Genomic DNA, 26,440 nt, shown 5'->3' with positions numbered 1-26,440 from the left:
GGCACTACGCATTCCCGTACTACCTGCGCACTGCCCCTTTTCGCTAAGCTGCGCCGACCCGACGCGAAGCTCTTCGCGTTGCTCCAAGGTATGTAGACAGTGACAGGACGTAGCCGTTGTTCGAACGAAAGCATGCATGCCGAGCCAGGCCGTTGAAGCGGTGACGGACCTCGGCGAGGCACGTGCATTGCCCCGCGCCGATGCAGCGAACGTGCGAGCGCTCAACCGCCTCTATGCAGCCGCACCGTTGAACGGCGTGGCGGCGCGCGGCGTGAGCTACCGGCTCGCGTGGCACCACGACGCGGCCTTCGGCCACACGACGCGCGAACGCTACAGCTTCCGGCTCGGCGCGCACGTGGGCCATCTCGCGTTGGATGCACCGAGCATGCAGGTGCTGCTCGGCGAGCGCCGCATCGACCTGCTGCCGCGCGACCTGCGCTACATCCTGCTGGCCGACGCGCTGCACCCGGTGATCGACGCGCTGGAAAAAACACTGCGGCTGCACTTCGAATGGCAGCCTTCGGAAGCAGGAGCGCGCGATCCGCGTGATGCACGCGCGATGAACGAACAGCCGCTCGTGCATTGCGACCCCGAGCGCGCGGCCTTCTTCGTGGCCACGCCCTCGGACGGCGGCGCGATGCTGCGCGGCTTCGTGCAGTTCGACGACGCCGCCACGCTCGACGCCCTCGTGCCGCCGATCGCCGGCCCGCTGCACGCCGTGCGCACCACCGAGGCCTTCGACACCCTGCGCCTGCCGGTGAGCTTCCAGCTCGGCAGCACGCCGATCCAGCTGCGCGAGATCAGCAGCATCCGCCCTGGCGACATCGTCAGCATCGAGCAATGGAGTTCTTCAGGGGGCGGCATCGTCGTCACCGCCGCGCTGGGCGGCCCTGCGGGGCTGTTTCTCTCGGCCGTGGCCGAAGGCTCGCGCATCACCGTTCAGCAATCGAGAGACAGTGCCATGAAGCCAGACACGCCCACCGATCCTGCGGCCGCCGCAGACTACGCCAACCTGCCGATCGACCGGCTCGATGCGCTGGAGGTGACGCTGCGCTTCGAGGTGGGCGACCTATCGCTGTCGCTCGGCGAACTGAGGAGCATCCGCGCCGGCCATGTGTTCGACCTGGCCGAGCCGCTGAACCGCAGCCCGGTGCGCATCCTGGCGCACGGCAACGTGCTGGGCAAGGGCTACCTGGTGGCCGTCGGCGATCGCCTGGGGGTGCGCGTGTCGGAGTTCGCGCCCGGCGAGGTCTGAGCGGAGCAGCCGATGCAAGGAGGAATTCCCGAGCCGCTCACCCTCGTCGCGGTGATGGTCGCCTTCGGCTTCGCGACCTTCGCGGCGCTGATGGTGACGAGCTACACCAAGCTGGTGATCGTGTTCGGCCTGCTGCGCACCGCGCTCGGACTGCAGCAGACGCCACCGAACATGGTGCTCAACGGCATCGCGATCATCCTGACGGTCTACATCATGGCGCCGGTGGGCATGGACATCGGCGACACCCTGCGCAACCGCAACTTCGGCATCAAGGGCGAGAGCATGGGCGACATCATGGCGGTGATCGATGCCGCCAAGGTGCCGGTCAAGGAGTTCCTGCAGAAGCACACGCACGAGCGCGAGCGGCAGTTCTTCCTGAAGTCGGCCTCCAACATCTGGCCCAAGGCGCGGGCCGAGCAGCTGAAGGACGACGACTTCATGGTGCTGGTGCCGAGCTTCACGCTGAGCGAGCTGACGCGCGCGTTCCAGATCGGCTTCATCATCTACCTGGTGTTCGTGGTGGTGGACCTGATCGTGGCGACCGTGCTGCTCGCGCTCGGCATGTCGATGATCTCTCCCACCACCATCTCGCTGCCCTTCAAGCTCTTGCTCTTCGTGATGCTGGACGGATGGACGCGGTTGGTGCACGGGTTGGTGCTGTCATACCGCTGATGCCCGAACGCGCGCAGCGCGTGGCTGTATGAACCGATGCGGCCTGGCACGCGTCGGCTTCGTTGCGGCCTACACGCCGCTTTAGCTCTTGCCGACACGGCATCGACATCCCCGGTTCCATGTTGCGAATCTTCGACGCAGCACCAAGTGAAGTATCGCAAGCGAGGGCGCGCCGGCCGGCGCCGCGCTGGTCGTGACGCACCGAAATGCTTCGGGTAAATCCTGAGCATTTGATTAAGCAAGTTAACTATTCTCCCGCTCGAACGACTCGTTTCCTCCAATGTCACGAGGGGGAATCGGGTGATGCGGACTCGGAAATTAGTTAACAACCGGAGACAATCGAATGAGTTCCCCTACCTGGAGGCCGCTGCTGGCCTGTGTCGTCGCGGCAGCCGCCGCAAGCGCATGCGGAGGGAGCGACGGGCCGTCTTCCGCGTTCACCCTCTTGCCGACGCCGGCCCCCGCACCCACGTCACCCCTGCCCCCTCCCCCTCCCCCGCCTTCGCCCGCGCCGGCACCCGTGGCCCAGCCCGCGCTGCTCAACACGCCCGACGAGGCCGGCGGCTGTGCAGCGGTCGCGGCACTGGCGGCCGAGCTCTCGGCCGCGGGACGCACCGTGAGCATCACTTCGACCAAGATCGCGAAGACCACCGCGACCGACGCGAGCGGCAACCCGCAAAGCTACTGCGCGGTGGCCGGCACCATCAACGGCGGCCGCAAGGGCCTCCAGGCCGCGGGCCAGACCGATGCGATGTCGACCTATGCAATCGCGTTCCAGATCAACCTGCCGACGCGGTGGAACGGCCGCATGTTCATGAGCGGCGGCGGCGGCTCCGATGGCTCGGTGCCGGACACCACGGGCGCCATCAGCAACGGTGAAACCGTCCAGCCGCTGCTGTCGGGCTATGCCACCATCTCGAACGACAGCGGCCACAGCAACGCGACCAACAACGATCCGAACAACGCGGGCACGGCCTCCTTCGGACTCGACCCCGTGGCACGCGTCGATTTCGGCTACAACGCGATCGGCCAGACCAAGCAGCTCGCCAATCAGCTGGTCGCGCGCTACTACGCCAAGAAGCAGGACTACGCCTATTTCATGGGCTGCTCCGAAGGCGGACGCGAAGCGATGATGGTTTCGCAGCGCTTCGGCGACGAGTTCGACGGCGTGGTCGCCGGAGACCCCGGCTCGGATCTTCCGAAGGCCTGGCTCGCCGAGGCCTGGGACACGCAGCAGTTCGCGGCTGCGGCGCAAGCGCAGGGCTTCCTGGAAACCACGGGTCCCGGCGCCTCGAACTCGACCCCCCTGATGAATGCGGCCTTCCAGCCCGCGCAATGGGCGGCCCTGCAGCAAGCGGTACTGGCCAAGTGCGATGCCGACGACGGACTGGTCGACGGCATGATCAACAAGCGCTCCTGCACCTTCGATGTCAGCACGCTGGCCTGCGGCGCGCCGGGCGCACCAGGCGCGCCGGGCTGCCTCGTTCCGGCCCAGGTCACGGCCATGCAGAAGGTGATGGGCGGCGTGAAAAACAGCGCCGGCGACGCGCTCTACTCGGACTGGCCCTGGGACGCAGGCATCGGCGCCTTCGGATGGCAGATCTGGAAGACCGGATTCGGCTACCGCACGAGCGGCGCGAACGATGCGATCAACGCCACCCTCGGCGGCGGCGCGGGTCCGCTGATCTTCACCACCCCGCCCACACAGGGCCTGGCGACCGGCAACTCGCTGGTGCAGTTCCAGCTGCGCTTCGACTGGGATGCCGACGCGCCGAAGATCAAGGCCACCGACGGAACCTACACCGAGTCGGCCTACAGCTTCATGGGCACGCACTCGACCGACATGTCCAAGCTCAAGGGCAAGGGCGGCAAGCTGATTCTTTATCACGGCACCAGCGACCCGGTCTTCTCTTTCAACTACACGGCCAAGTGGGTCGATTCGCTGGCCGGCAACACGGCGAACGGCACCGTGAAGGACTTCGTGCGGCTGTTCGCGGTGCCCGGCATGAACCACTGCTCGGGCGGCCCCGCCACCGATACCTTCCCGGTATTCAGCGCGGTGGTCGACTGGGTCGAGAAAGGCAAGGCGCCCGATCGCCTGATCGCGAGCTCGAAGCCCGGCAATCCCGACACCGCCGGCTGGACGCTGCCCGCGGGAGTGAGCTCGCGCGTGCGGCCTCTGTGCCCCTACCCGCAATACGCGCAGTACATCGGGACCACCGGCTCGGCGCCGGCGGCATTGCTGGAACAGAACGATCCCGGCAAGTTCGTCTGCGCCAACTGACGGCGGGCATCGCCGGCCGCGATGCGGTCGCCCGCCTGCCAGGCGCGTGCGATCGGTCCGGCCGGACCGCTACACTGGCCGCCTCCATGACGGCCCGCCCCCCTCCTTCTTCCCATGAACCCGCTCGCCATCCCGACCGCAGCGGACTGGAAGACGAGCGCATGCGCCGGCTGCTGGGCTACAGCCTCGTGCAGGCCACGATCCCCACGTCGACCCTCTACGAGAAGCACGTGGGCGAACCCTTCAACCTGCGGCGGGTCGAGTTCTCGCTGCTCGTGCTGGTCGACTCGAACAGCGATGTGACGCCCAAGCAGCTCGCGCGTGCGCTGTACGTCTCGATGCCTTATCTCACGATCACGCTCGATCGGCTCGAAGAACGCGGCCTGCTGAATCGCAGCCGCAGCGAGACCGATCGCCGCTCGGCGCACGTACGCCTCACGCGCAAGGGCAGCGATCTCGTCAAGAAGGCGGAGACCGTCGCGGCGAAGATGGAGGCCGATCTGCTGGCACACCTGACGCCCGGCGAGCGAGGGATGCTGTTCGAATTGCTCGAACGGGTGGCTGCGCACCGGCGGGTGTGAGCCCCGGGTTTCCCGCCGCAGCCTCTTCGTTCAGCTCACTGCCTTTGCCGCGAGCGCGCCCAGCGTGCGCAGGCCCTTCTCGATGCGCGCATCCCAGCCGTAGCCGCCGCTCAGGCGCATGCAATGGGCATAGCGCCCGCTCGCCGAGAACACCACGCCGGGCGCGAAGCACACGCCCTTCTTCAGCGCCTGAGCGAACAGCGCCCGCGTGTCGAGCGCCTTGGGAAGTTCGAGCCACAGCACGAAATTGCCCGCTGGCCGAGTGATCCTGGTCCCCGGCGGAAAGGCTTGCTCGATCACGCGCGACATGCGCTCCAGCGTGTCGGCGAACTCGCGCCGCAAGCGGCGCAGGTGGCGGTCGTAGTCGCCGTTCGAGAGAAAGTCCGCAAGCGCAGCCTGCGTCAGCACCGGTGTGGCCAGCGTCGAGGCGAACTTGCTCTCGAGCACGCGTGCCATGTGGCGGCCCGGCACGATCCAGCCGATGCGATAGCCCGGCGCCAGCGTCTTCGAGAACGAACCGCAGTAGATGGTGTTGTCGTGGCGGTCGAGCGCGCTGAAGGGAATCGGGCGTTCCTTGCCGAAATGGATGTCGCCATAGACGTCGTCCTCGATCAGCGGCACGCGGTGCTTCGCGAGCAGGCGCAGCACCTCGCGGCGATTCTCGATCGGCATCGTGAAACCCAGCGGATTCTGGAAGCTCGAAGCCAGCACGCAGGCGCGCACCTGGCCCGCGGCAAGCACGTCGCGCAGTGAATCGATCACCACGCCGGTGCCGGCGTCGGTGGGCAGTTCCACCACCCGCAGGCCGCGCATGCGCAACACCTGCAGCAGGCCGAAGTAAGTCGGCGATTCGATGGCGACCGCATCGCCAGGCTCGGTGACCGCGTCGAGCGCGAGCGCCAACGCCTCGGTGCAGCCGCAGGTGATGGCGATGGCGTCAGGTGACAAAGCCTGTCCGAAGCGCATGGCACGGCGCGCGATTTCCATGCGCAGCGACAGTTCGCCGCGCGGCGGTGAGTAGGTGTTGAGCTGCGCGCCCTTCACGCGCGCGGTGCGCGCGAGGATGCGGTCGAGCTTGGAGGAAGCAAGGATCCGCGCGCTAGGAATGGCGCAGCCCAGCGGCACGTAGGCCTCGTTCGATGCGTTCTCGAGCAGTTGCAGCATGAGGTTCGACACTGCCACCTTGGTCGGGCGCAGCGGCGGCCGCGTGGGCGCCGGCAGCGGCAGCGCCGTCGGTATCCGGGCCACGTAGTAGCCCGACTGCGGCCGCACCTCGAGCACGCCGCGGTCCTCGAGCAGCCGATAGGCCTGCACCGCGGTGCTCAGGCTGGTGCGGTGCTGCGCGCTGATCTCGCGCAGCGATGGCGCGCGGCTGCCCGCGGGCAGCGTGCCGCTCTCGACGAGGCCGGCGATGAAATCGGCCAGCTCTTCGTAGCGGAAGCGCGTGGCGGGCTGCAGATCGGCACCGCCGGCGGAATGTGTTTCGAGCGTCATGGCTTCAACTGTGCTGGTCGCAATTTCAGAAAACTGTGGCTGTTATCTTGAACCTGGAGCTTGCACCATCGAAGGCAGCTACACAAGACGGGTACGAGAAGCCATGGATCGATTTCCGGACAACGACATCATCTCGCTGGTCTCGAGCGCGCCGCGCCACGACCTGGCCGAGAGCGTGGGACCGAACCTCTGGCTCGGCGAACTGCTCGGCTCCAACCTGGCAGAGATCGGCGCGCTTCAGTTGGGCTACGGCACCGCGGCGGGCGGTGCGCAGCTGCGAACGCAGATCGCCGCGCGTCATGGCGTGGATGCCGACGATGTGGTCGTCACGGTCGGCGGCATGCATGCGCTGTTTCTCCTTGCCTTCACGCTCTGCGGGCCAGGCGACGAAGCGGTGATCGCCGAACCGGCCTTTCCGCTCGCGCGCAATACGCTCGGGGCGGTCGGCGCGACCGTGCGCTCGCTGCCGCTGAACTTCGACGCCGGCTACCGGCTCGACCTCGAGGCGCTGCGCGCGCTGCTCTCGCCGAAGACCCGCATCGTGAGCCTCGCTTCGCCGCAGAACCCCTCGGGTGTCGCCATCCCGGCGTCGACGCTGCGCAAAGTGGCCGAGCTGATGCGCACGCATGCGCCCGATGCCTGGCTGATCGTCGACGAGACCTATCGCGAGGCGGCCTACGGCGACCACTCCACCTTGCCCAGCGCCAGTGCATTGGGGCCTCGGGTGGTCACGGTGGCATCGCTCTCCAAGTGCCATGGCGCCGCGGGGCTGCGCATCGGCTGGGCGATCGTGCGCGACGCGGCGCTGCGGCAAGCGCTGGTCACGGCAAAGTTCAACACCGTGATCTCGTGCTCGCCACTGGACGAGGCACTGGCGGCCACGGTTCTGAAGCAAGGGGAGCACATCGTCGGCGCGCGGCGGCGGCATCTCGCGCACAACCTGGGGACGCTCGAGGCCTGGGTCGGCCGCCACGCCGCGCGGATCGAATGGGTGCGTCCGGACGCCGGCGCGCTGTGCTGCGTGCGGCTGAAGCCGCAGGTGTATGACGATGCGGCGCTGCAGCGTTTTCAGGCGGCACTGCATGAACGCGGTGTTCGGCTGGCGCCGGGCCCCTGGTTCGGCGACCAGCCCCGTGTGTTCCGCCTCGGCTTCGGCCTGGCGACCAACGCCGAGCTCGCCGCCGCGCTGCACTGCGTGGGCCAGGCGCTGGAGTGGGCCGCGGCCTGAGGTCTTGCTCGGCAGGGGCCCGCCATGCTATGGCTGCCTGGATTTATGCACTTTTCTTCTGAAATGCCACCCAGAAAGCAAACCCATCGCGATACCAAACCACGTCCCGGGGATGAGTGCGATCGCAAGCGTCGTCATCAACGGAACGGAAACAAGCAACCCGACGGGAACCATCACTACCGAGAAAAAGAAAATGGTTGATGCGCTGTAGGAAAGAACGAATAACGCCCCCCTGAGGGGGACGTGCTTCGTCTCGTCCCACAGACTGGGACACAACCAGGTTGCTACACCATCGAAGCTGAAAGGAGTCCAAGGAAGATCGATGTCCGGCTTCATAGGGGGCTGGCAGGTACCTTTGAATTCTTGTCCTGGCCGGGCTTCTTCTCGACTGCCGGCGCAAGACCGCACCGCGCCAAGAACTGGTTCATGGCGCGGCGCGCTCTCACCACTTCATGCGCAGCCCGAGCGAGCCTTGCAGGGAAGTCTTCACATCCATCGCGCCACCCGAGGCCCACAGCTTGCCGACTTCGCCGTAGATGCTGGTCGTCTGATTCAGCGCCAGGGTGAGGCCACCGGCCAGCTCGCTGACGGTGGAACCGGTGCGGCCCGTGACGTCGGTCGTGGCGGCGGGTCCGACGAAGCGGACCACGTCGGCACCACTGCTCGCCTTGTAGAGGTTGAAGCGGCCGTACGGTTGCAGCGTGCCGAGCGCCGTGGCCATCTCGCCCTTCAGGCGCACGCCGATGCGCGCAATCCAGCCGTCGTTACTGTCCTGCCGCACGTTCGCACCGGAGATCGCGATGTTGTCCAGGCCAAGGTGCTGGTGGATCAGCTGGAGCTGCGGCTCGATCTTCCAGCCGCTCTCGCCTAGCGCGAAGGCCTGGCCCACTTCGATGGACGCCATCAGGCTGTCGCCCTTGCCCGCGCCGCGCGAGGTCGACAACGGCTCGATGGTGTAGCGGTGCCGCCCAGCCTGCAGCACGGCATCGGCATAGAAGTCCGAATCGGCGGTCCAGGTGCCGTAGGCGCCCAGGTACTGGCTGCGCAGGTCGTTGGAACCGACGGCCAGGTTGGCGATGCCGCTGGCGAAGCCGTTGACCCTGACGCGGCCGTCGAGTTGGCCGACGTACACACCGGCACGCCAGTTCGAGGTGGCGAAGAGGTCGGTGCCGGCCTGGAAGCCCTTGACGTTGCCCTTGCTGTGCGGGCTGACGGTGCCCTGCTGGCGGATGTCGATGTCGGTGGCGATCACACGGCCCCAGGCACGGCGCTCGGTGCCGGTCGATGCGGGGCCGCCGGCCTTGACGTCGTCGTCGCCGATGCGCTGGTGCAGGTTGCCGATCATGGCCAGGTCCATCTGGCGCACCTGGCTGGGCAACGCGGACAGCAGCGGGACTTCGGCGCGATAGGTTGGCACTTGCACGGTGATGGGGCCTGTAGTGCCGGTGCCGCCGGTCGAGACACCCGCGCCTGTCGCTGGCGTTCCCGTCGATACCGTCGCCGTGGTGGTCGAGCGCAGGTACCAGTTCTCGCCGGCACCGCTCGCGTCGGCGGCATGCAAGCGGTACTCGTAGGCGCCCGCATCGACGTGCCCGCCTGCGAGAGAGAAGGCGTCCTTCGTGGTCTGCGCGGTGGTGGTGGCACCGTTGCGCGCCGAGATCACCTCGATGCCGTTGCCCGTGGTCAGTGCGCCCAGGCCACCAAGTTGCGTGATCTGCACGCTGGTGCGGCCGCTGGCCGAGGCGCTCGCGCCGTCCAGCACCAGCCGGTCGCTCACGCTGTTGCTGTCGCCCAGGAAAGTGCCCAGCCGCAGCACGCCGTTGTTGCCGGCATAGGCGCCGGTGACGGTGAGCGTGGTGCCCGGTGCGGTGCCCACCAGCGAGACGGTGCCGCTGTTGGCGAGCGAGGCCACCGTCTGGCTGAAGCCCGCGAGGTCGAGCGTGGCACCGCTTTCCACCGTGTGTGCCGAGGCCGCACTGAAGGTGCCGCTCGCGCCTGCCCTCAGGGTGCCTTCGGCCACGTCGGTCGCGCCGGTATAGCTGTTGGCGCCCGAGAGCGTGAGGGTGCCGCTGCCCAGCTTGGTGATGAAGCCGCTGCCGCTGATGTTGCCGCTGAGCGCTGCGCTGAAGCTGCCGGTGTCGATCACCGGGTCGTCGCTGCCGGTCAGCACGATGGCGTTGGCGAGGTTCAGGCCGTCGGCGGCAAAGCCGAGCGTGGTGCCGTTGTCCATTGCCAGCGCGCCGGTGCCCAGCGCCAGGCTGTTGCCGACGTTCAATCGGCCCTGCTTGAGCGCGGTGCCCCCGCTGTAGCTGTTGGCTGCGGTCAGCGTCGTGGCGCTGGCGCCCTCTTTCACGAGCGAGCCGGTGCCGCTGATCGTGCCCGACAGCGTGAGCGCGTTCGAGCGGTTGATGGCCAGCGTCGCGTTGTTCAGGATGTTGCCCACGATGCTGCCCGTGGTGCCGCCGTTGCCGAGCTGCAGCGTTCCCGCGGAAACAGTGGTGAGGCCCGTGAAGGTCTGGTCCCCGATCAGCGTGAGCGTGCCCGTGCCGGTCTTCTCGATGCCGCCCGTGCCGCTCAACAGGCCGCTGTAGGTTGCGTTGTCGGGCTGGGCAAAGCGCACGAGTCCGTTGTCGGTGATCGTCGCCGGCGCGAACTGCGCGCTGCTCTGCAGCACGCCGCCCGAGCCCACGGTCATGCTGCCTGCATAGGCGCTGTTGTCGGCGCCAAGGATCAGCGTTCCCCCCAGGACCGTGGTGCTCGTGATGCCCGCTGGTGCCAGCGCGACATTGAATTTCCAGGTGCCGCTGTTGTTGACCAGCGTTTCGAATCCGGTAAGAGACCGCGGCGCGAAAGTGTCGCTCGCGCCGTTGTCGCTGTTGAGCGTGAGCAGGTCGGCGCCCGCGCCACCGCTGATGTTGCCGGTGATCGTGGCTCCCGTGTACCAGCGCAGCACGTCGCTGCCGCCAGCGAAGGCGAGCGAGCCGACGAGGCTGCCCTTGTTGGTGAAATCGACCGCCATCGTGCCGCTGGCGCCGATGACGGTCGTCGTGGTCGAGTTCGTGCCGGCACCAGCGACGATGCTGCCGGTGTTCACGACGGTGTTGGAACCGCTGTTCGCCTGGAACCAGATCGCGGTATGGGCAGAGCTGATCGCGCCGTTGTTGGTGATGATGTTTCCGCTGCCCAGGGGGTTGATGGCTTCGGAGTTGCCACCTGAGCCGCTGGCGGCGACGGAGCCCCCTGCATCGATGGTGATCGTGCTGTTGTTGTTGACCTCGATCGTGTTCGCACCGATGCCCGGGTAAGGCGATGCGCCGCCGCTGGCGGCATTGTTCTGAACGATCCCGCCGTTCTGGATCACGATGGCAGCCTGGTCGCCGACGCTGATGCCCGAGCTGTTGCCTGTATCGACCGTCGCGCCCGACGTGACCGTGACCGAGACGCCCGGCGTGGTCGCCGCGCCCGTACCTACCGTCGTGCCCTGGTTTCCCGTGCAATTGACTGCATTGGCATTCGTGTCCGTCGTACATGCGGCGGAGGCGGGCAAGGAAGCAGCCGCCAGCAAAGTGGCGGCTAGCAGGGCCACGCCCTGCGTGGCTGAGGTAGATCTTGCGTGGCCACGTCCCAATTCGGAAGCGACGGTCCAAAGGGCGAGTGCGTCGTTCCAGATGACGCGAAAAATCCGGTTCATAACCTGTCTGTCCTGGCAATGCGCTCCGCAAGAACTGCGAGCGCGGGCGCCGGTATTTCCGGTGCTCCATGCCTCCCTGTGCGAGCCGCGGACTCTAAATACAAACAATCGTAATTGGAGCTTTCGCCTCAGCCCGAATTATGCATTCCTCGTACAAACGCCAATTTATTCACGTTCGTTTTTATTGCATCCTGAATCTATCTCAGGATTACATTGAAATATGAGAGACTGAATTTCATTTATCGCGTCAATTGGAAACAACGGGGTCCGGAGGGGCTGCTTTTTCGCTCCGCAAATCGCCCTTCGGCCAAATTGATGGATTTGATCAATCAACTGGTGCAGCCCTATAACCCCGCAAAACCGCCGAGACGAGCGAGATTCTCATTTAACAAAGTTTGCTTCCATGACGATAGCCCACCGAGCCGACGCGATCGCAATAGTTGATGACGACCCCCGCGTGCGGCAATTGCTAGGCAGCTATCTTTCGCAAGAGGGATTCGAGGTATTCGAGGCCGAGAACGGTGCATCGCTCTCGTCGATCCTGCATCGCCGCGCGATTGACCTCATCGTGCTCGACCTGCTGCTGCCGGACGAGGACGGCTTTTCGATCTGCCAGCGGCTGCGAGCCAATGGCATCCGGGTTCCCATCATCATTCTCAGTGCGCAGGCGCAAGATACCGATCGAATTGCGGGATTGATGATGGGCGCGGACGACTATGTCCGCAAACCATTCAATCCCAGGGAAATACGAGCGCGTATCCAGGCAATTCTGCGGCGCAGCCCTCCGAGGGAGGAGCCGGGCGGTCCTTCGAGCAGAAACGAGGTGGTCCGGTTTGGTCCATTCGAATTCAACCTGGGCACGCGCACGCTTCGCAGGGACGGGCAAATCCTGGGCATCACAACCGTTCAGATCGCGATACTCAAGGTGCTGGTCCGCCATGCGGGGCAGCCGCTTTCGCGGGAAAAACTCGCTCAGGTAGCGCGTGGCCGCGAACTCGGCGCTTTCGAGCGCAGCCTGGATGTGCAAGTCTCCCGGCTTCGAAAGCTATTGCAGAACGGGCCGTCCTCTTACATCCTGACGGTGTGGGGCGTCGGGTATATGTTCGACCCCAGCGGCGAAGGCGGGGTTATTCGACCACCCGACCTGGACGCGAAGCTAGTTGGGCATCCAGCCATTGAGCACGTCGCCTGAACGCGCGGCACTGTGTTCGCGGGATCGAGAAGCAGTGCGGACATCGCTACGGTCTGGCCCCACCCCACCGGCAAACCACCGAAAGATGTTGGTCTGCTTTCCCCTTTCTTCGCCGAACCTGACGAAGAGAAAGCCCCGTTCTGCATTGCCCTGCGCGTCAACGGGAATGCCGGCAGCCCGAAGGGCAGTGACCTCTTCGCTGGCGTCCAGGTCGAATGGCAGTTTCAAGGTGATGGTCGCGCTGTGGATGGTCCGTCTCGGCATTGCTTCGCTTTCGCATGCTTGCAAGTGTCCGAGTTGACCCGAAAGGAGCCTCTCCAGGCATCCCGTATTTATAGGAGGTCCGCACGCGATTCGCGTGGGGCGGTCCTTGCTGGGCGGCCGGATCAGCCGGAGGCTTTCACGGCCTCGACCAAAAACCGCACAAAGGCTTTCCCGGCATCGGGCAGCGAGCGCCCCGCCATGGTCTCGATCTCGAGGTGGCGCTCGTTCATCTCGCGGTCCTTGAGCGGAATGGCGACCAGCGCCTTGCTCCGCAACAGCGTTCGCATCGACAGCGCGCCATAGAAAGCAACGCTGCCGCCGGCCGCCGCAAAACTCAGCAGCGCACTCGCATGGTTGCTGGACATGGCCTGCTCATAGCGCAAACCCTGCCGGATGCAGCTGGCGTCGAGCAGGCGCCGGATCGAGCTGTCTTCCTGCGGCAACCCCAGCGGGTACGCCACCACCTGGCGCAGCGACAACTGCCGCTGCATCGCCAGGGGGTGATCCCTCGCCATCACGGCCAGGATGGGGCTGGGGTGCCGCAGTTCGATCTCGATGCCGGGCTCGGGCACAGCGCCCAAGGTGATGCCCACGTCGGCTTCGCCGTCGCGCACGCGCCTGGAAATGTCGCCCAGCGAACAGACCTCGAGGTGAAAGCGGATGCCCTCGTGCTTTTGCCGGAACTGTGCGATCAGCGTCGGGATGAAGTCGAAGGCAAAACCCTCCGTGCTCGCCACGCGCACATGCCCGCTGCGCAGGCCGCGCAGGCCGGCGATGTCGTTGGTGACCCGCTCGATGTCCTGCTGCGCCCGCTTGGCGTGCGCGGCCAGCATCTCGCCGGCCGCGTTGGGCACCATGCCGCGCGCGTGGCGCTCGAACAGGAGCGTGTCGAGCTCGCGCTCCAGCCGTGCCACCTGCCGGCTGACCGCCGAGGGCGCGACGTTGAGCTTGAGCGCGGCGTCCTTCACGGAACCGGTCTTCACAACCTCTAGAAAGTACCGGACCGCGGTTTCCTGCAAGGCGCGAATTGCCATGGATTTCCCGGTTGGTGCGGCCACAAGCGGCCTGCGTCGATTGCCGAATCGGCAATCGACAATTCTAAACATTGCGCTTGTAGCAGCGCCCCGCCACTCCTAGGATGAACTCATCCCCCTAGCTCCAGGAGTCTCCCGATGAACCGTCTCCCGCTTATGGTCGGCACGGCGCTGCTGTCCTGCCTTGGTCTTGCACCGCTGGCCGCCCTCGCCGCGGACACGGGTTTCCCGTCGCGCCCCATCACGCTGGTGATTCCCTTCCCGCCCGGCGGCGCGACGGACGTCAACGGCCGGGTGATCGCGCAGCGGCTCGGCAAGGAGCTCGGCCAGCCCGTCGTCATCGAGAACCGCGCTGGCGCAGGCACGGTCGTCGGCGCAAGCTATGTGGCGAAAGCGGCCCCCGACGGCTACACGCTGCTGATCAGCTCGGGCTCCACATTCACCGTCAACCCGGCGATCCGCTCCAACCTGCCCTACGACCCCGTGAAGAGCTTCGAGCCGATCGGCATCGCGGGGCGCGTCGCGCTGATCCTGCTGGCCAACAGCGAGGTGCCGGTGCAGACGGTGAAGCAGTTCGTCGATTACGTGAAGGCCTCGCCGGGCAAATACTCGTACGGCTCCTTCGGCACCGGAACGACCGCCCAGTTCGCCGGCGAGACCATGCTGCATGCGACCGGCCTGAAAATGACGCACGTGCCCTACAAGGGCAGCGCCCCCGCAATGACCGACCTGATGGGCGGCCAGATCCCGTTCAGCATCGATACCGTGAGCGCGGCAATCCCCCAGCTCAAGAGCGGCAAGATCAAGGCCATTGCACTGACCACCGCCAAGCGTTCCGCGCTGCTGCCCGACGTGCCCACCTTCGCCGAGAGCGGCTACGCCGGCATCGACATGGACTCGTGGCTGATGGTGGCGGGGCCGAAGGGCCTGCCCGCCGACGTCAAGGCCAAGCTCGAGAAGGCGCTGGCCGTGACCATCGCCGACCCCGACACGCGCACCAAGCTGCTGGGCCAGGGCCTGGAGCCGACCTACAGCAACGCCGCCGCGGCGAGCGAGCTGATCACCCGTGAATTGCCCCTGATGCGCGCGGTTGCGGCGCGCGCCAACATCACTGCCGACTGATGAATCACATGAACACCGGCACGGAGCTCGTCGAGAAGTCCGCCGTCGAACTCCGCCGCCTCATCGGCAGCAAGGCGGTCTCGCCCGTCGAACTGCTGGAAGCGTGCATCGCGCGGATCGAGCGCGTGAACCCCTTCGTCAACGCGGTGACCGCCACCTGCTTCGAGCGCGCGCGCGCCGAGGCCAAGGCGGCGGAAAGCGCCGTCCTGCGCGGCGACACGCTCGGCCTGCTGCATGGCCTGCCGCTTGGCGTGAAAGACCTGGAGCCCACCGAGGGCCTGCTCACGACCTGGGGCTCGGCGATCTACCGCGACCACGTGCCGACGGAAGACATCGAGCTCGTGGCCCGGCTGCGCCGCGCGGGCGCCATCGTGGCGGGCAAGACCAACGTGCCCGAGATGGGCGCGGGCGCCAACTCGCGCAATGACGTGTGGGGTGCCACCGGCAACCCCTTCAACCCGAACCTGAATGCCGGCGGCTCGTCCGGCGGCTCGGCGGCCGCTCTGGCCTGCGACATGCTGCCCGTGTGCACGGGCTCCGACACCGGCGGCTCGCTGCGCATTCCAGCAGCCAAGTGCGGCGTGGTGGGCTTCCGTCCCTCGCCGGGCATCGTGCCGAGCGTGCGCAAGCCGCTGGGCTGGACGCCGATCTCGGTGGTCGGCCCGATGGGCCGCACGGTGGAAGACGCCTGCCTGCAACTGGCGGCGTCCGCGGGCGCGAACGCCGGCGACCCGCTGAGCTATCCACTGGACCCGCAGTCATTTCTCGTGCCGGAGCGCGTCGACCTGGCCAACCTGCGCGTGGCGTGGACCGAGGACTTCGGCACCTGCGCGGTGGACGACGGCATCCGCGCCACCTTCCGCCGGAAGATCGAGGCCATGCGGCACCTGTTTCGCCGCTGCGACAAGGTCGAGTTCGACATGGGCGAAGCGCATCGCTGCTTCGACGTGCTGCGCGCCGAGGCCTTCGTGGCGGGCATGCAGGCAGCCTACGAGCGCGACCCGAACAGCCTGGGCCCCAACCCGCGCGCCAACTACGAGATGGGCGCACGCATGAGCCTGCTCGACAGCGCCTGGGCGCAGGCCGAGCAGACCCGGCTCCTGAAGCGCTTCCAGGCGACCTTCGCCGACTACGACCTGGTGCTGTCGCCGACCACGCCGGTCTCGCCCTTCCCGTGGACACAGCTGTACGCCGACACCATCAATGGCGAGACGCAGGCCAATTACTACCGCTGGCTCGCGCTGACCTACGTGGTCACGCTGACGACGCACCCGGCGATTTCGCTGCCCTGCGGCCTCGACCACGCAGGCATGCCGTTCGGGCTGCAGATCGTGGGCGGGTTCAGGGCCGACCACCAGGTGCTGGGTGCGGCGCATGCCATGGAGGCGGCGTTCTCGTCGGATGCGCAGCTGCGCCGTCCGCGCCCCGACCTGGCCTCGCTGCGCGCGGCCGTGCCCGCGCTCACGTCGATCGTCAAGACGCCGCCGATCTTCGACAACCGCGCCGCGGGGGCCGCCGCTGTGTCGGTCGTCTGAGCGAAGGGGCCGCTCCCTGCACCCACATCACGTAGCATCCGGCCATGAGCTACACCGTGAAACTGGTCGACTTTCCCGACGCCCCGGCCGACGTCATCGCTACCGCGGAGTCGCGCTTTCGCCGTGAACTCGACAAGCTGCTGGGCGACGGCGTCGAACCTGCGCTGAAGGCATTCGAGAACGCCAGCGAGTCCAGCGCCGACGAACTCACCAAGGACGAACTCGCACTGGCCGCCACCTGGGCCAAGGCCTACGAAGCCGCGAAGACCGCGGGCTTCCGTGCGCTGGGCGAAGCCGACGAGGCCTACTTCGAGATCCGCCTCGACTGACCTGCCGTCTTCTTTTGCAACGGCTCGGGAGCCGGCCTGCGGCTGCCACTGAACCCAGCAGACGAAACAGCCGCGCGGGAGGCGCCCGGCAGCTTCGCCACCCGCTCCGACAGAAAGTCCACCAGCACGCGCACCCGCAGCGGCAGTTGGCGACGCGGGGCATACAGCAGGTGCGCCTCCTGCGGCGGCCCGGTGTGCCGGCCCAGCACGCGCACCAGCCGGCCTTGCGCGAGCAGGTCGGCCACCATCCAGGTGGGCTGCAGCGAAATGCCTGCGCCGCCGAGCACGCTGTCGAGCAAAGCCACCGCGTTGTTCACACGGTAGCGGCTGCGCACCGGCACCGTGACGGAGCCTTCAGGGCCTTGCAGCAGCACGCCGTCGTCGCCTGACGCATAGCGCAGGTAGTCGTGCGCCAGCAGGTCCTGCGGCTTGCGCGGCCTGCCGCGCGCCGCGATGTACTCGGGCGAGGCGACCAGCACGCGCGGCCACGTGCCCAGGTGGCGGGCAACGAGGTCGGGCGGCAAGGCGCCGCCGACGCGCAGCGACACGTCGATGCGCTCCTCCAGCGGATCGACGAAGCGGTCGTCGAGCACCAGCTCCAGTTCGATGTCCGGATACAGGCCCAGGAACTCCAGCGCCATTGCATTGAGATGCCGCTGCCCCATCGTCACCGGCGCGCTCATGCGCAGCGGGCCGCGCGGCTGCTGGATGCCTTCGCGTGCATCGGACACCGCGTCGCCGTAGTCCTCCAGCATGCGCCGTGCGCGCTCGTGAAAGCGCTGCCCCTCCTCCGTCAGGCTCAGGCCGGCCGCCGTGCGCCGCAGCAGGCGCACCCCGAGCGAGCGCTCCAGTCCCGCGACCAGCTTGCTGACGGTCGGCTGCGTGGTGCCGAGCGCGCGGGCCGCGCCCGACAGGCTGCCCAGCTCCACGCTGTGCACGAAGGCTTCGAGGGCGCGCAGGGTGTCCATGGTGTATTCGAATATGGAATGGTCTGCATGCCATTCTGCCGTCTACCCATCCGGATGCGCATGAAAGAAAGTCGAGTCCTGGCTTCACCGCTCATCGAAGGACTCCCATGACAACCCCGAAATTCGCATCGATCCTGCGCCACGGCGCCCTCGCACTCACCCTGGCCGGCCTCGCTGCCGGCTCGGTGGCCGAACCGGCCGCCGCGCACTGGAGCCCCAGCTGGATGTCCAGCACGCAGCCGATCTGGAGCGGCGACTTCGTGCTGCCCACCGGCCTGCCGTTCCAGTTCAACCGGCAGACCGTGCGGCAGGTGGCGCGGCTGAGCATCGGTGGCTCGCGGCTGCGCGTGGCGATCAGCAACGAAGGCGGCACCACACCGCTGCACATCGGCGCGGCGCGCTTGGCGCGGCATGCCGAGGGCTCGGCGGTCGTCGAAGGCAGCGACCGGCCGCTGCGCTTCGGCGGGCAGACCGAAGTCACCATCCCGCCCGGCGCGCGGCTGGTCAGCGACCCGGTGGACATTGCCCTGCCTGCACTCGCCGAGGTGGCCGTGTCGCTCTACCTGCCGCAGCCCAGCCAGCCCGCGGGCTTTCATTTCGATGCGCGCCAGACAGCCTACGTGGCCGACGGCGACCTTAGCGCGGCGCAGCGCCTGCCTGCCACGGCCACCGCGTGGAGCACCCGCGTCTACGTGAGCGGCCTCATGGTCGAGACGCAGCAGCCACCCATCACCGTCGTCACCCTCGGCGATTCGCTGACCGACGGCAACGGCTCCACGCCCGGCGCCAACACCCGCTGGCCCGACGCGCTGGCCGAGCGGCTGGCGGGCCGCAACGTCGCGGTGCTGAACGCCGGTATCTCCGGCGGCCGCCTGCTGAAGGACGGCATGGGCCGTGCCGGCCTGGAGCGCGCGGGCCGCGACGTGTTCAGCCAGCCCGGCGTGCGCGCCATGGTCGTGCTGCTGGGCACCAACGACATCGGCTGGCCCGGCGGCCCCTTCGCACCGGACGAGCCCGCGATGAGCGCGCAAGCCGTCATCCAGGGCCTGCGGCAACTGGCCGAGATGGCCCATGCTCACAACGTGCGCATCATGGCCGGCACCATCGCGCCGACCGAGCGCGCGCTGGAAGGCACGCCGCTCGAAGGCCACTACTCGCCCGACAAGGACAAGGTGCGCCAGGCCGTGAACCGCTGGATTCGCGAGAGCAAGGTGTTCGACGCGGTAGCCGACTTCGATGCGCTGCTGCGCGACCCGGCCCGCCCCTCGCGGTTGAAGGCGGCAATGGACTCGGGCGACCACCTGCATCCGGGTGATGCCGGCTACAAGGCGATGGCGGCGGCCATCGACCTGGACGCCCTGCTCGGCGCACCCGTCCAGCCTTAGAGAGCAGCCTTCCTCAGGGCTTGCGAGCCCGGAAACATACTGTACACAAACACAGTATTTCCCTAGAATTCGTCGTCTCCGAGAACAACTTCAAGGCGACGACCATGACCACCGCCAATCCGCCTGCGCCCTCTGCGCAGGTTCTTTTTTTCTCCCGGCTGCATCCGTTGCAGGCCCGCTCCCGCTCTCGCACTGGCCGGATTTCGACCTGGCCCTTCAAGGTAGCCCGCGACAGGGACGACATTCGCGTCCAGGCGGCGCGCGTGATCCGCACGACGGCCGAGAATTGGTGGCCATCCGAATCCTGATGGAGGTGCGCAATGGCTGCTCGCAGACAGCTTCTCATCGGGCTTTTTCCCACCAGGGAAGTCCAGGTCGACATCGAGACTCACCGCAAGGACTGGTTGTGGCCCCGCGGCTGCTCCTTTCCGCCCCAGGAACGCCTGCACCTGACGCTTCAGTACCTCGACGACCAACAGGAAGACGCCGAGCAACGGCTGCGTGCCGCGCTCGCCGAAGTGTCGATGCAGCCGCTGGAGCTCACGCTCGACCGCTCATGCACCTGGTCGAACAATGTCTCGGTGATGCAGCTGTCCGAGCACGAAGGATTGCGACGCCTTCAGCGCGACATCACCCACGTGCTGCTGCGGGCCGGCTTTCCCCTTCTGGTTCACGTGTGGACACCGCACATCACGATCGCACGGCACTCGGAGCATGCCGCAGGGCCCACATTGCGGGCCCCGATCCGCTGGACGGCGACCGAATTCCGCCTGGTGCGCTCGCATTTCACGTCCCCGTTCCGCCACGAGCTGCTGGACTCCTATCCCCTGCACTGAACTGCGCAAGGAAACGGCTCAGATCAGCATGTCCTGCGCGTCGTCCTCGAAGCCCTCGACCGGCTGCGCCTTGGCCAGCGCAAGCCACACCGCAAACGGAATGCGATCGAACGCGCGATGCACGGCCGCGCGTGCCACCACGAGGCGATCGCCCTCGAGCACCATCACGCCGCACTCGGCCGGCACCTCCTCCGGCGTGGCGATGCAGCGGCCTTTCGCGTCGTTGCCCAGCACGTACCAGCACTCGCCGCCCAGGTCGAGGTAGGCCGCGCGCTTGTCGGGCTTGCGCAGGTCGCCCAGCAGGTCGGCGCGGCTCACCTTCACCTCGTGCACGATGGGGTGCGCATAGGCCTCGACGCTGGTATTGCGGATCGAGAACACATCGGGCCGCGCAACGCACCAGCGCGGCTTGCCGCCCTCTTCCAGCGGCGGCAGGCGAGCCCGTAGGCCGAGGCCGCGCCACGCGATGCGGCCGCCGCGCGTCATCTCGCGCGCCACGCGTTCGACCAATGCCTCGTGCGGCGACAGCGCCGCGCGGTTGATGGTGAGCGTGGTGGCGATGCGCGCAATGCCGGCGTCGGTCACGCGCAGCGTCTCGTGGCCGTGCGGCGTGCGCACGCGCTCCAGATAACCGCCCGCCAGCAGTTCGACCTCGATGGCATCGCAGCAGGGCCACCCCGCGGATCGGTAGATCTCGCGCAGCCGCCGCGCATGCAATTTTCCGAACGGCACCTCGCCGGTTCTCTGTATGGGCGGTGGAGGCTCCACCACGGGTGGCGGAAAACCGGGATCGGTGAACGGCGGCTCCACGGGTGGCGGATCGCCCTCGGGCGGAAGTCCGGGCGGCGGTGGCGGCGGCATGGGTATGGGCACGTCGGGCGCGGGCGGCGGCGGACCGATCGGCGTGTCGACGGCGGAGTCAAGAGCGAGTGCGGACATGGGAGAAACAGGTTAGCGAAAAGTCGAGGGGGGCGCGAGGCATGGAACGATCGGTTGCATTCGCCCTTGCCCGTCAATGGAAGTCGCGGCTGGTGTTGCTCTGCGCGAGCCGGCCCATGAGCGGCGTCAGGTCCCTGAAGCCGGTGGCGATCAGGTGCTGCACCTTGCCGCCGCTGTCGTCGTCGCGCTGCCATGTGCCCTGCACCGCGAGCAGGTGCGACTTCAGCAGCGGCTCGCGCCAGACCTCGATGACATGGCTCCAGACGATCACGTTGACGTTGCCGGTCTCGTCCTCCAGCGTGACGAAGATGGTGCCGTTGGCGGTTCCGGGCCGCTGGCGCCCCTTGACGATGCCGCAGGCGCGCACGGTCTGGCCGCTGGGCTGCGCGCGCAGTTGCTCCGCGCTCATGAGCTTCAAGCGCGCGAGGCGCGGGCGCAGCAGCGCGAGCGGATGGCGGCGCAGCGTGAGGCCGAGCGCCGCATAGTCGCCGACGATCTCCTCGCCCTCCGGCGCGGCCGGCAGCAGCAGCGCCTGTTCGTGGATCGGCACGCCCTTGAGCAGGGCCGGGGCGCGGCTCCCCATGCCACGGGTGGCGGTGGCGTCCCACACCTGCTGGCGCCGATGGCCCGAGAGCGACATCAGTGCATCGGCCGCGGCCAGCGCGGCCATGTCCTTGCCATCGAGTTCAGCGCGCAGGGCAAGGTCTTCGGTGCTGGTGAAAGGCGCCTGCGCACGCGCCTCGAGCAGTCGCTTGGCGCCCTGCTCGCTGAGGCTCGAGATCCGTTTCAGGCCGAGCCGCACCGCGGGCTGGTTCTCGTTGCCCAGGCGATCGGCGTAGCGCGCATCGGTGCCCGTCGGCATGCGCGGCGCATCGAGCGCGCGGGCTTCGAGCGTGGTGTCCATCTCGCTCTTCGTGACGTCGACCGGACGCACTTCCACGCCATGGCGCCGCGCGTCCTGCACGAGCTGCGAGGGGCTGTAGAAGCCCATCGGCTGCGAATCGAGCAATGCCGCGAGGAAGCAGGCCGGCTCGTAGTTCTTGAGCCAGCTGCTGATCGTGACCAGCAGCGCGAAGCTGGCGGCGTGGCTTTCGGGGAAACCGTAGTCGCCGAAGCCCATGACCTGCTTGAAGATGGCTTCGGCGAAGCTGGCCTTGTAGCCGTTATCGACCATGCCATCCACGAGCTTGTCGTGAAACTTGCCCAGGCCGCCCTTGCGCTTCCACGCGGCCATGGCGCGGCGCAATTGATCGGCCTCGTCGGCAGTGAACTTGGCCGCGATCATCGCGATCTGCATCACCTGCTCCTGGAAGATCGGGATGCCCAGCGTGCGCTCCAGCGCGGGGCGAAGCTCTTCTTTCTCGTAGTGGATGGGCAGCTCGTTGCGCTTCCGCTCCCGCTGCTTGAGATACGGATGCACCATGCCGCCCTGTATCGGCCCCGGCCGCACGATGGCGACCTCGATCACGAGATCTTCATAAGTGCGCGGCTTCAGGCGCGGCAGCATCGACATCTGCGCCCGGCTCTCGATCTGGAACACGCCGATGGTGTCGGCATCGCAGATCATGTCGAACACATTCTGGTCGTCGTTGGGGATGTGATGCATCTCGATCGCCGAGTTGCGCCAGCGGTTCATGTGGTCGAGTCCCCTGCGGATCGCGCTGAGCATGCCGAGCGCGAGCACGTCGACCTTGAGCATGCCCATGGCTTCGAGGTCGTCCTTCTCCCACTGGATGACGGAGCGGTCTTTCATCGAGGCCTTCTCGACCGGCACCAGCCGCGTGAGCTTCGTATGCGTGAGCACGAAGCCGCCCACGTGCTGGCTCAGATGGCGCGGAAAGCCCTTGAGCCGCTGCGTCATCTCGATCCATTGCACCAGCTTGAGTTCGTCTTCCTCCACGCCCACGCGTGCGGCCGCCTGGCGCAGCTGCTCGCCGAGCACGGTGTCGTCGAACCAGTAGTGGTCTTTCGCGAACTCGTCGATCAGCCGCTCGTCGATGCCGATGGCCTTGCCCACATCGCGCAACGCGCTGCGCGAGCGGTAGCAGATGACGACGGCCGCGATGGCGGCGCGCTCGCGACCGTACTTCCTGTAGATGTACTGGATGACCTCTTCGCGCCGCTGGTGCTCGAAGTCGACGTCGATGTCGGGCGGCTCGCGGCGGTGGCGACTCAGGAAGCGCTCGAACAGCAGGTGGCCCTTCTCGGGGTTGATCGCGGTGATGCCCAGGCAATAGCAGACTGCGGAATTGGCCGACGACCCGCGCCCCTGACAGAGGATGTGCTCCGAGCGCGCGAAGCGCACGATGTCTTCCACGGTGAGGAAGAACATCTCGTATTCGAGTTCGAGGATCAGGTCGAGCTCTTTCTGCACCTGCGCCCGCACCACGTCGGGAACGCCCTGGGGATAGCGGACCTGCGCGCCCTCCCACGTCTTTCGCACCAGCGTCTGCGCCGGTGTTTCATGGCTGCCCACGCTTTCCAGCGGGTACTTGTAGTTTTCGCGGATCACCTCGGGATCGAAGCTGCACCGACCGGCCACCACCAGCGTGTTCGCCAGCATCAGCGGCAGGTAGAGATCGGCCAGCCGCATGCGCGGGCGCAGGTGCCGTTCGGCATTCGGCTGCAGCGCAAAGCCGCATTCGGCCACGGTCCGGCCTTCGCGCACGGCCGTCAGCACGTCGTGCAGCGGCTTGCACGAACGCGCATGCATGTGCACGTCGCCGGCCGCCACCAGCGGCACGCCGGCCTCTTCGCCCGCCTGCATCAGCGTGACGAACCAGAGGTCGTCGTCGAGTTCGTTGAACAGCTCCACGGCCAGCCAGAGATTCGCGCCATACAGCGCCCTGGCGGCCGACAGGTCTTCGTGCAGCGTCGCCGTTTCCATCGCGCCGCCGGGGTTGCGCTGCGGTACGAAAAGAACCTGGCAGTCCCGCAGCGAGGCCACGTCGCTGCCTTCCCAGCTCACGCGGTACTCGCCCTTGGGCAGTTCGGTGTTGCGCGCGGCGGTGATGAACTCGCAGAGATTGCCCCAGCCTTCGGTGCCGTTCGCGATCACCACGAGCCTGAAGCGCTCGAACTGGAACTCGCTGCCGAACAGCAGGCGGAAACCGGGATTGCGCGGAATCGGCGGCTCATCGGGATGTTCGCGCTCGTACTCGTCCAGCTTCGCAGGCAGGTCGCGCAGGGCCACATGCGCGCGCACGATGCCCGCCACCGAGCATTCGTCGGTGATGGCCAAGGCCGTGTAGCCGAGCTGGTAGGCGCGCTCCACCATTTCCTCCGGCGTCGAGGCGCCGCGCTGGAAGCTGAAGTGGGTGAGGCAATGCAGCTCGGCGTAGTCGGGCAGCGTGAATGTGGGCTTCCCGCGCAGCGGCAAGGGCAGCGCATGCACCTTCGCCGAGTTGCGTCCACGCAGTTGCTTGCCGCTCAGGTCAGGCATAGAACCCCTGCAGGTACCAGCGCACCTCGCCGGACGAAAAACGGGCGGAGGGCCGCTCGCGGAAGATCCACACCAGGCCGGCTTCGGGGCTTTCGGCGACGTAGTAGTCGCGCATGGCGGGCTGGCCGCCGTCTTCCTTGTCGCCCCACCAGCCGGCCTCGACACGCTGCGGCCCGATCAGCCTGCTCAGCGGACCGCGGTAGCACGGGCGCTCGCCGTCCATCTCGAGCAGCAGCGGCTCGGGCAACAGCCACGGCGGATAGATGGCATCGGGCTGCGAGGCTGCGGGTTTTTCGTCCTTGCGGGCCTTGGCGGGCGCGTTCTCCTTCTGCAGCGCGGGGCGCCATGCCTGCTTGCGCTCGGGCCGGTGATCGGCCTGCGCCGCCGGCACTATCACCTGCTGCGCTCCGAGCCGCACGCTGAGCCGCTCGACCATCTCGTGCAGCCTGTCGCCCTTGCGGTTGTCCTCCGGCAGGAAGCTGGTGCTGGCGCCGGCCCACGGATCGGTTTCGAGCGTGCGCAGCCTGAGCCAGCTCGCGGGCGCGGCCAGCGTGGTGAGGGCGAGCTTTTCCGACAGCAGGCGGCGCAGGTGCGCCATGTCCTGCGTGGGCTCGGCCGTGCGCACGGTGACCTGCTGGTGCGGCGGCAGGTTCACGCCGTTGAAGCGCTTGAGGTCGAGCGTCCACTGCAGCTCGAGCGCGCGCGCACCGCGCTGGCGGGCGCGCAGCCAGATCTGCAGGGCCGACAGCAGCCGGTTGGCCGACCACATGAGTTCGGGCGCAGTCTCGGCCAGCGCGGGCAGCTCGAGCTTCTGCTCGAACACGTCGGGCAGCGTGAGCCAGGCATGGCTTTCGGGGCGCAGGCCCCAGGCGGCGTCGAGCGCCTCGCGCAAGCCAGTGCCGAAGCGCCGCGTGAGGCCGCCGCGCGGCAGTGCCGCCACATCGCCCCAGGTGCGGCAGCCCAGGCGCGCGAGCAGGTCGAGGTGCTCACGCGCGGCGCTCAGGGTGTCGAGCGGCAGGCCGGCCGGAATGTCCTGGGGCCTGTTCTCGTCGCGCTCGAACAGGCGCAGCCGCGCCAGCGCGATCAGGCTCGTGGCGCCCTGCGCGCCCAGCATGCGCACATCGGGCGCGGGGTTGGCGGCCAGCAACTGGCGCATCAGCTGCAGCCGCCCGCCCCACAGGCGCTCGCAGGCGGAGACTTCAAGCATCAGCGCTTCGTCCTGCCAGGCGACGTGCGGGGTGTACTGCAGCGCCCACCAGCCCAGCGATTCGGGCGTGGGCAGCGTGGGAGCGTCGGGCGTGTCGGCGTCAGGCAACCACTGCAAGGCGATCCAGTGCATCCGGGCCTCCTCCTTTCCACGCGTCGATGCGCACCACGGTCGCCGAAGACGCTGCCGTCTCGCCGGCCGGCACCGTGCCCGACTGCTGCAACCGCAACTTGCGCCGCAGCCGGGCGGCGGCCAGCAGCGCGGCCATGCGTTCGTTGCGCGCCGGCAGCATCACCGGCGCGGCCAGCGGCGGGCCGCGGCGCTTGAGGATGTGCAGCTCGATCTGCGACGCATCCGATTCGCAGCGCCCGGCGCGGATGCGCAGCCGCGCCGGCGAGGCCGACCGCGCGGCCGATTCGGGCCGGCACACGAACAGCAGCACCTCGTGCTGCGCGGCCGCCAGCTGCAACCGCCGCAATTCGCCCACCCGCGCCTGCGGCAGCCAGGCCACGACGGCGGCGATGTCCGCGCAGCGCAGCGCCTGCTCGCAGGCCCACAGCCGCGCGGCCGGAGCCTCGCTCCTGACCCACATCAGCGCTTCCACCGGCAGCCCCTGCGCCGCGAGCGACGGCCCGCAGGGTTCATAAGGCGCGCCGACCAGCACCACCGGCCCGCCGCGCGCCTGCACCGCCTGCGCCAGCGCGGGCAGCAGCAGCCGCCAGACATGGGCCTCGGGTGCGCCCTGCAGCAGTTCCGTCATCGCGCCCACCGGCCAGCCGCCGCCCGGCAGCTGCGCATCGAGCGCGGCGTGGCCGGTGGCGGTGACCTGCGCGTCGGCCAGGCCGAGTTCGTCGGCATGCCAGACGCCGCGGCCCGCGGCAGCGGAAAAGGAGTCGAGGAAAGGGAGGCCCATGGGTGAAGACTGTTAACTGTATTTTTATACAGTACTCTCCAGGCCGCAACCAAAGACCCGATTTACCTC

Annotated in this window: 22 protein-coding genes; 12 read left to right on the top strand and 10 right to left on the bottom strand. The window is 67.6% G+C overall.

Translation table 11 applies throughout. From position 1 onward, the window contains the following. The first annotated feature begins 136 nt into the window (after window positions 1-136). The 4 genes from sctQ (at window position 137) to PMI12_RS16640 (ending at window position 4,792) form a co-directional block, all read left to right on the top strand. Window positions 137-1,255 carry a type III secretion system cytoplasmic ring protein SctQ gene (gene sctQ / locus PMI12_RS16655; RefSeq protein WP_007834703.1) on the top strand — a complete coding sequence of 373 codons (1,119 nt, stop codon included), beginning with the start codon at window positions 137-139 and terminating at the stop codon, window positions 1,253-1,255. A 12-nt stretch (window positions 1,256-1,267) separates the two neighbouring features. Next, the gene (sctR, locus tag PMI12_RS16650; protein WP_007834701.1) at window positions 1,268-1,927 is read left to right on the top strand and encodes a type III secretion system export apparatus subunit SctR; all 660 of its coding nucleotides are present in this window, start codon (window positions 1,268-1,270) and stop codon (window positions 1,925-1,927) included. Between the two features lie 343 nt (window positions 1,928-2,270). Beyond that, window positions 2,271-4,211 (top strand): tannase/feruloyl esterase family alpha/beta hydrolase, encoded by a 1,941-nt coding sequence (locus tag PMI12_RS16645; protein ID WP_007834695.1) that lies wholly within the window; start codon window positions 2,271-2,273, stop codon window positions 4,209-4,211. 86 nt (window positions 4,212-4,297) lie between these two features. Next, window positions 4,298-4,792 carry a MarR family winged helix-turn-helix transcriptional regulator gene (locus tag PMI12_RS16640; RefSeq protein WP_157632213.1) on the top strand — a complete coding sequence of 165 codons (495 nt, stop codon included), beginning with the start codon at window positions 4,298-4,300 and terminating at the stop codon, window positions 4,790-4,792. Window positions 4,793-4,822: 30 nt separating this feature from the next. Here the strand turns inward: PMI12_RS16640 and PMI12_RS16635 are convergent, their stop codons facing one another. After that, window positions 4,823-6,286, bottom strand: a complete 1,464-nt coding sequence (locus tag PMI12_RS16635; RefSeq protein WP_007834693.1) for an aminotransferase-like domain-containing protein — start codon at window positions 6,284-6,286, stop codon at window positions 4,823-4,825. 103 nt (window positions 6,287-6,389) lie between these two features. Between PMI12_RS16635 and PMI12_RS16630 the strand changes: the two genes are divergently transcribed. Continuing rightward, a complete protein-coding gene (locus PMI12_RS16630) occupies window positions 6,390-7,514 on the top strand; it encodes a pyridoxal phosphate-dependent aminotransferase (protein ID WP_007834692.1) in 1,125 nt (374 codons plus the stop codon). A gap of 27 nt (window positions 7,515-7,541) precedes the next feature. Here PMI12_RS16630 and PMI12_RS16625 read toward each other — a convergent pair whose 3' ends face one another. Both PMI12_RS16625 and PMI12_RS16620 read right to left on the bottom strand, forming a co-directional pair. Beyond that, window positions 7,542-7,850 carry a hypothetical protein gene (locus tag PMI12_RS16625; protein ID WP_042673575.1) on the bottom strand — a complete coding sequence of 103 codons (309 nt, stop codon included), beginning with the start codon at window positions 7,848-7,850 and terminating at the stop codon, window positions 7,542-7,544. Window positions 7,851-7,956: 106 nt separating this feature from the next. Next, window positions 7,957-11,205, bottom strand: a complete 3,249-nt coding sequence (locus PMI12_RS16620; RefSeq protein WP_007834691.1) for an autotransporter outer membrane beta-barrel domain-containing protein — start codon at window positions 11,203-11,205, stop codon at window positions 7,957-7,959. Between the two features lie 403 nt (window positions 11,206-11,608). On the opposite strand from PMI12_RS16620, the gene PMI12_RS16615 reads away from it, so the two are divergent. Continuing rightward, entirely contained in the window at window positions 11,609-12,397 is a 789-nt protein-coding gene (locus PMI12_RS16615) for a response regulator (RefSeq protein ID WP_007834690.1), read from the top strand. On the opposite strand, the gene PMI12_RS29240 is transcribed toward PMI12_RS16615, so the two are convergent. Continuing rightward, window positions 12,362-12,625: a hypothetical protein gene (locus tag PMI12_RS29240; RefSeq protein ID WP_193386558.1), complete on the bottom strand. Its 264-nt coding sequence runs from the start codon at window positions 12,623-12,625 to the stop codon at window positions 12,362-12,364. The genes PMI12_RS16615 and PMI12_RS29240 overlap by 36 nt on opposite strands. Window positions 12,626-12,783: 158 nt before the next feature. Then, a complete protein-coding gene (locus PMI12_RS16610; RefSeq protein WP_007834688.1) occupies window positions 12,784-13,695 on the bottom strand; it encodes a LysR family transcriptional regulator in 912 nt (303 codons plus the stop codon). 138 nt (window positions 13,696-13,833) lie between these two features. On the opposite strand from PMI12_RS16610, the gene PMI12_RS16605 reads away from it, so the two are divergent. The 3 genes from PMI12_RS16605 to PMI12_RS16595 are packed head-to-tail and all read left to right on the top strand — an operon-like array spanning window position 13,834 to window position 16,681. Next, window positions 13,834-14,817 (top strand): Bug family tripartite tricarboxylate transporter substrate binding protein, encoded by a 984-nt coding sequence (locus PMI12_RS16605; protein WP_007834686.1) that lies wholly within the window; start codon window positions 13,834-13,836, stop codon window positions 14,815-14,817. 8 nt (window positions 14,818-14,825) lie between these two features. After that, window positions 14,826-16,352, top strand: a complete 1,527-nt coding sequence (locus tag PMI12_RS16600; RefSeq protein ID WP_042673573.1) for an amidase — start codon at window positions 14,826-14,828, stop codon at window positions 16,350-16,352. A gap of 44 nt (window positions 16,353-16,396) precedes the next feature. Beyond that, complete coding sequence (locus PMI12_RS16595; protein WP_007834682.1) at window positions 16,397-16,681, top strand: hypothetical protein; 285 nt, start codon at window positions 16,397-16,399, stop codon at window positions 16,679-16,681. Here PMI12_RS16595 and PMI12_RS16590 read toward each other — a convergent pair. Further along, window positions 16,657-17,649, bottom strand: a complete 993-nt coding sequence (locus tag PMI12_RS16590; RefSeq protein WP_007834680.1) for a LysR family transcriptional regulator — start codon at window positions 17,647-17,649, stop codon at window positions 16,657-16,659. The genes PMI12_RS16595 and PMI12_RS16590 overlap by 25 nt on opposite strands. Before the next feature lie 107 nt (window positions 17,650-17,756). Between PMI12_RS16590 and PMI12_RS16585 the strand changes: the two genes are divergently transcribed. From PMI12_RS16585 to thpR, 3 genes are all read left to right on the top strand, one after another. Next, on the top strand, window positions 17,757-19,034 hold the full coding sequence (locus PMI12_RS16585) for an SGNH/GDSL hydrolase family protein (protein ID WP_007834678.1): 1,278 nt from the start codon (window positions 17,757-17,759) through the stop codon (window positions 19,032-19,034). Window positions 19,035-19,138: 104 nt separating this feature from the next. After that, on the top strand, window positions 19,139-19,342 hold the full coding sequence (locus PMI12_RS28240) for a hypothetical protein (RefSeq protein ID WP_056592037.1): 204 nt from the start codon (window positions 19,139-19,141) through the stop codon (window positions 19,340-19,342). Between the two features lie 12 nt (window positions 19,343-19,354). Continuing rightward, window positions 19,355-19,870, top strand: coding sequence for an RNA 2',3'-cyclic phosphodiesterase (thpR, locus tag PMI12_RS16580; RefSeq protein ID WP_007834677.1), 516 nt, complete (start codon window positions 19,355-19,357; stop codon window positions 19,868-19,870). 18 nt (window positions 19,871-19,888) lie between these two features. Here thpR and PMI12_RS16575 read toward each other — a convergent pair whose 3' ends face one another. The 4 genes from PMI12_RS16575 to imuA form a co-directional block, all read right to left on the bottom strand. After that, a complete protein-coding gene (locus PMI12_RS16575; RefSeq protein ID WP_007834674.1) occupies window positions 19,889-20,809 on the bottom strand; it encodes a hypothetical protein in 921 nt (306 codons plus the stop codon). A gap of 73 nt (window positions 20,810-20,882) precedes the next feature. Next, window positions 20,883-24,251 carry an error-prone DNA polymerase gene (locus tag PMI12_RS16570; protein WP_007834672.1) on the bottom strand — a complete coding sequence of 1,123 codons (3,369 nt, stop codon included), beginning with the start codon at window positions 24,249-24,251 and terminating at the stop codon, window positions 20,883-20,885. Then, a complete protein-coding gene (locus PMI12_RS16565) occupies window positions 24,244-25,590 on the bottom strand; it encodes a Y-family DNA polymerase (RefSeq protein WP_007834671.1) in 1,347 nt (448 codons plus the stop codon). Before PMI12_RS16565 ends, PMI12_RS16570 begins: the two co-directional genes overlap by 8 nt. Further along, the gene (gene imuA / locus PMI12_RS16560; RefSeq protein ID WP_007834669.1) at window positions 25,559-26,371 is read right to left on the bottom strand and encodes a translesion DNA synthesis-associated protein ImuA; all 813 of its coding nucleotides are present in this window, start codon (window positions 26,369-26,371) and stop codon (window positions 25,559-25,561) included. The genes PMI12_RS16565 and imuA overlap by 32 nt, the downstream gene beginning before the upstream one ends. Window positions 26,372-26,440: the final 69 nt, after the last annotated feature.

Origin of the sequence: Variovorax sp. CF313 (genome assembly GCF_000282635.1) — a bacterium.
Taxonomy (GTDB): Bacteria; Pseudomonadota; Gammaproteobacteria; order Burkholderiales; family Burkholderiaceae_C; genus Variovorax.
This window is presented reverse-complemented; position numbering and strand designations above follow the sequence as displayed.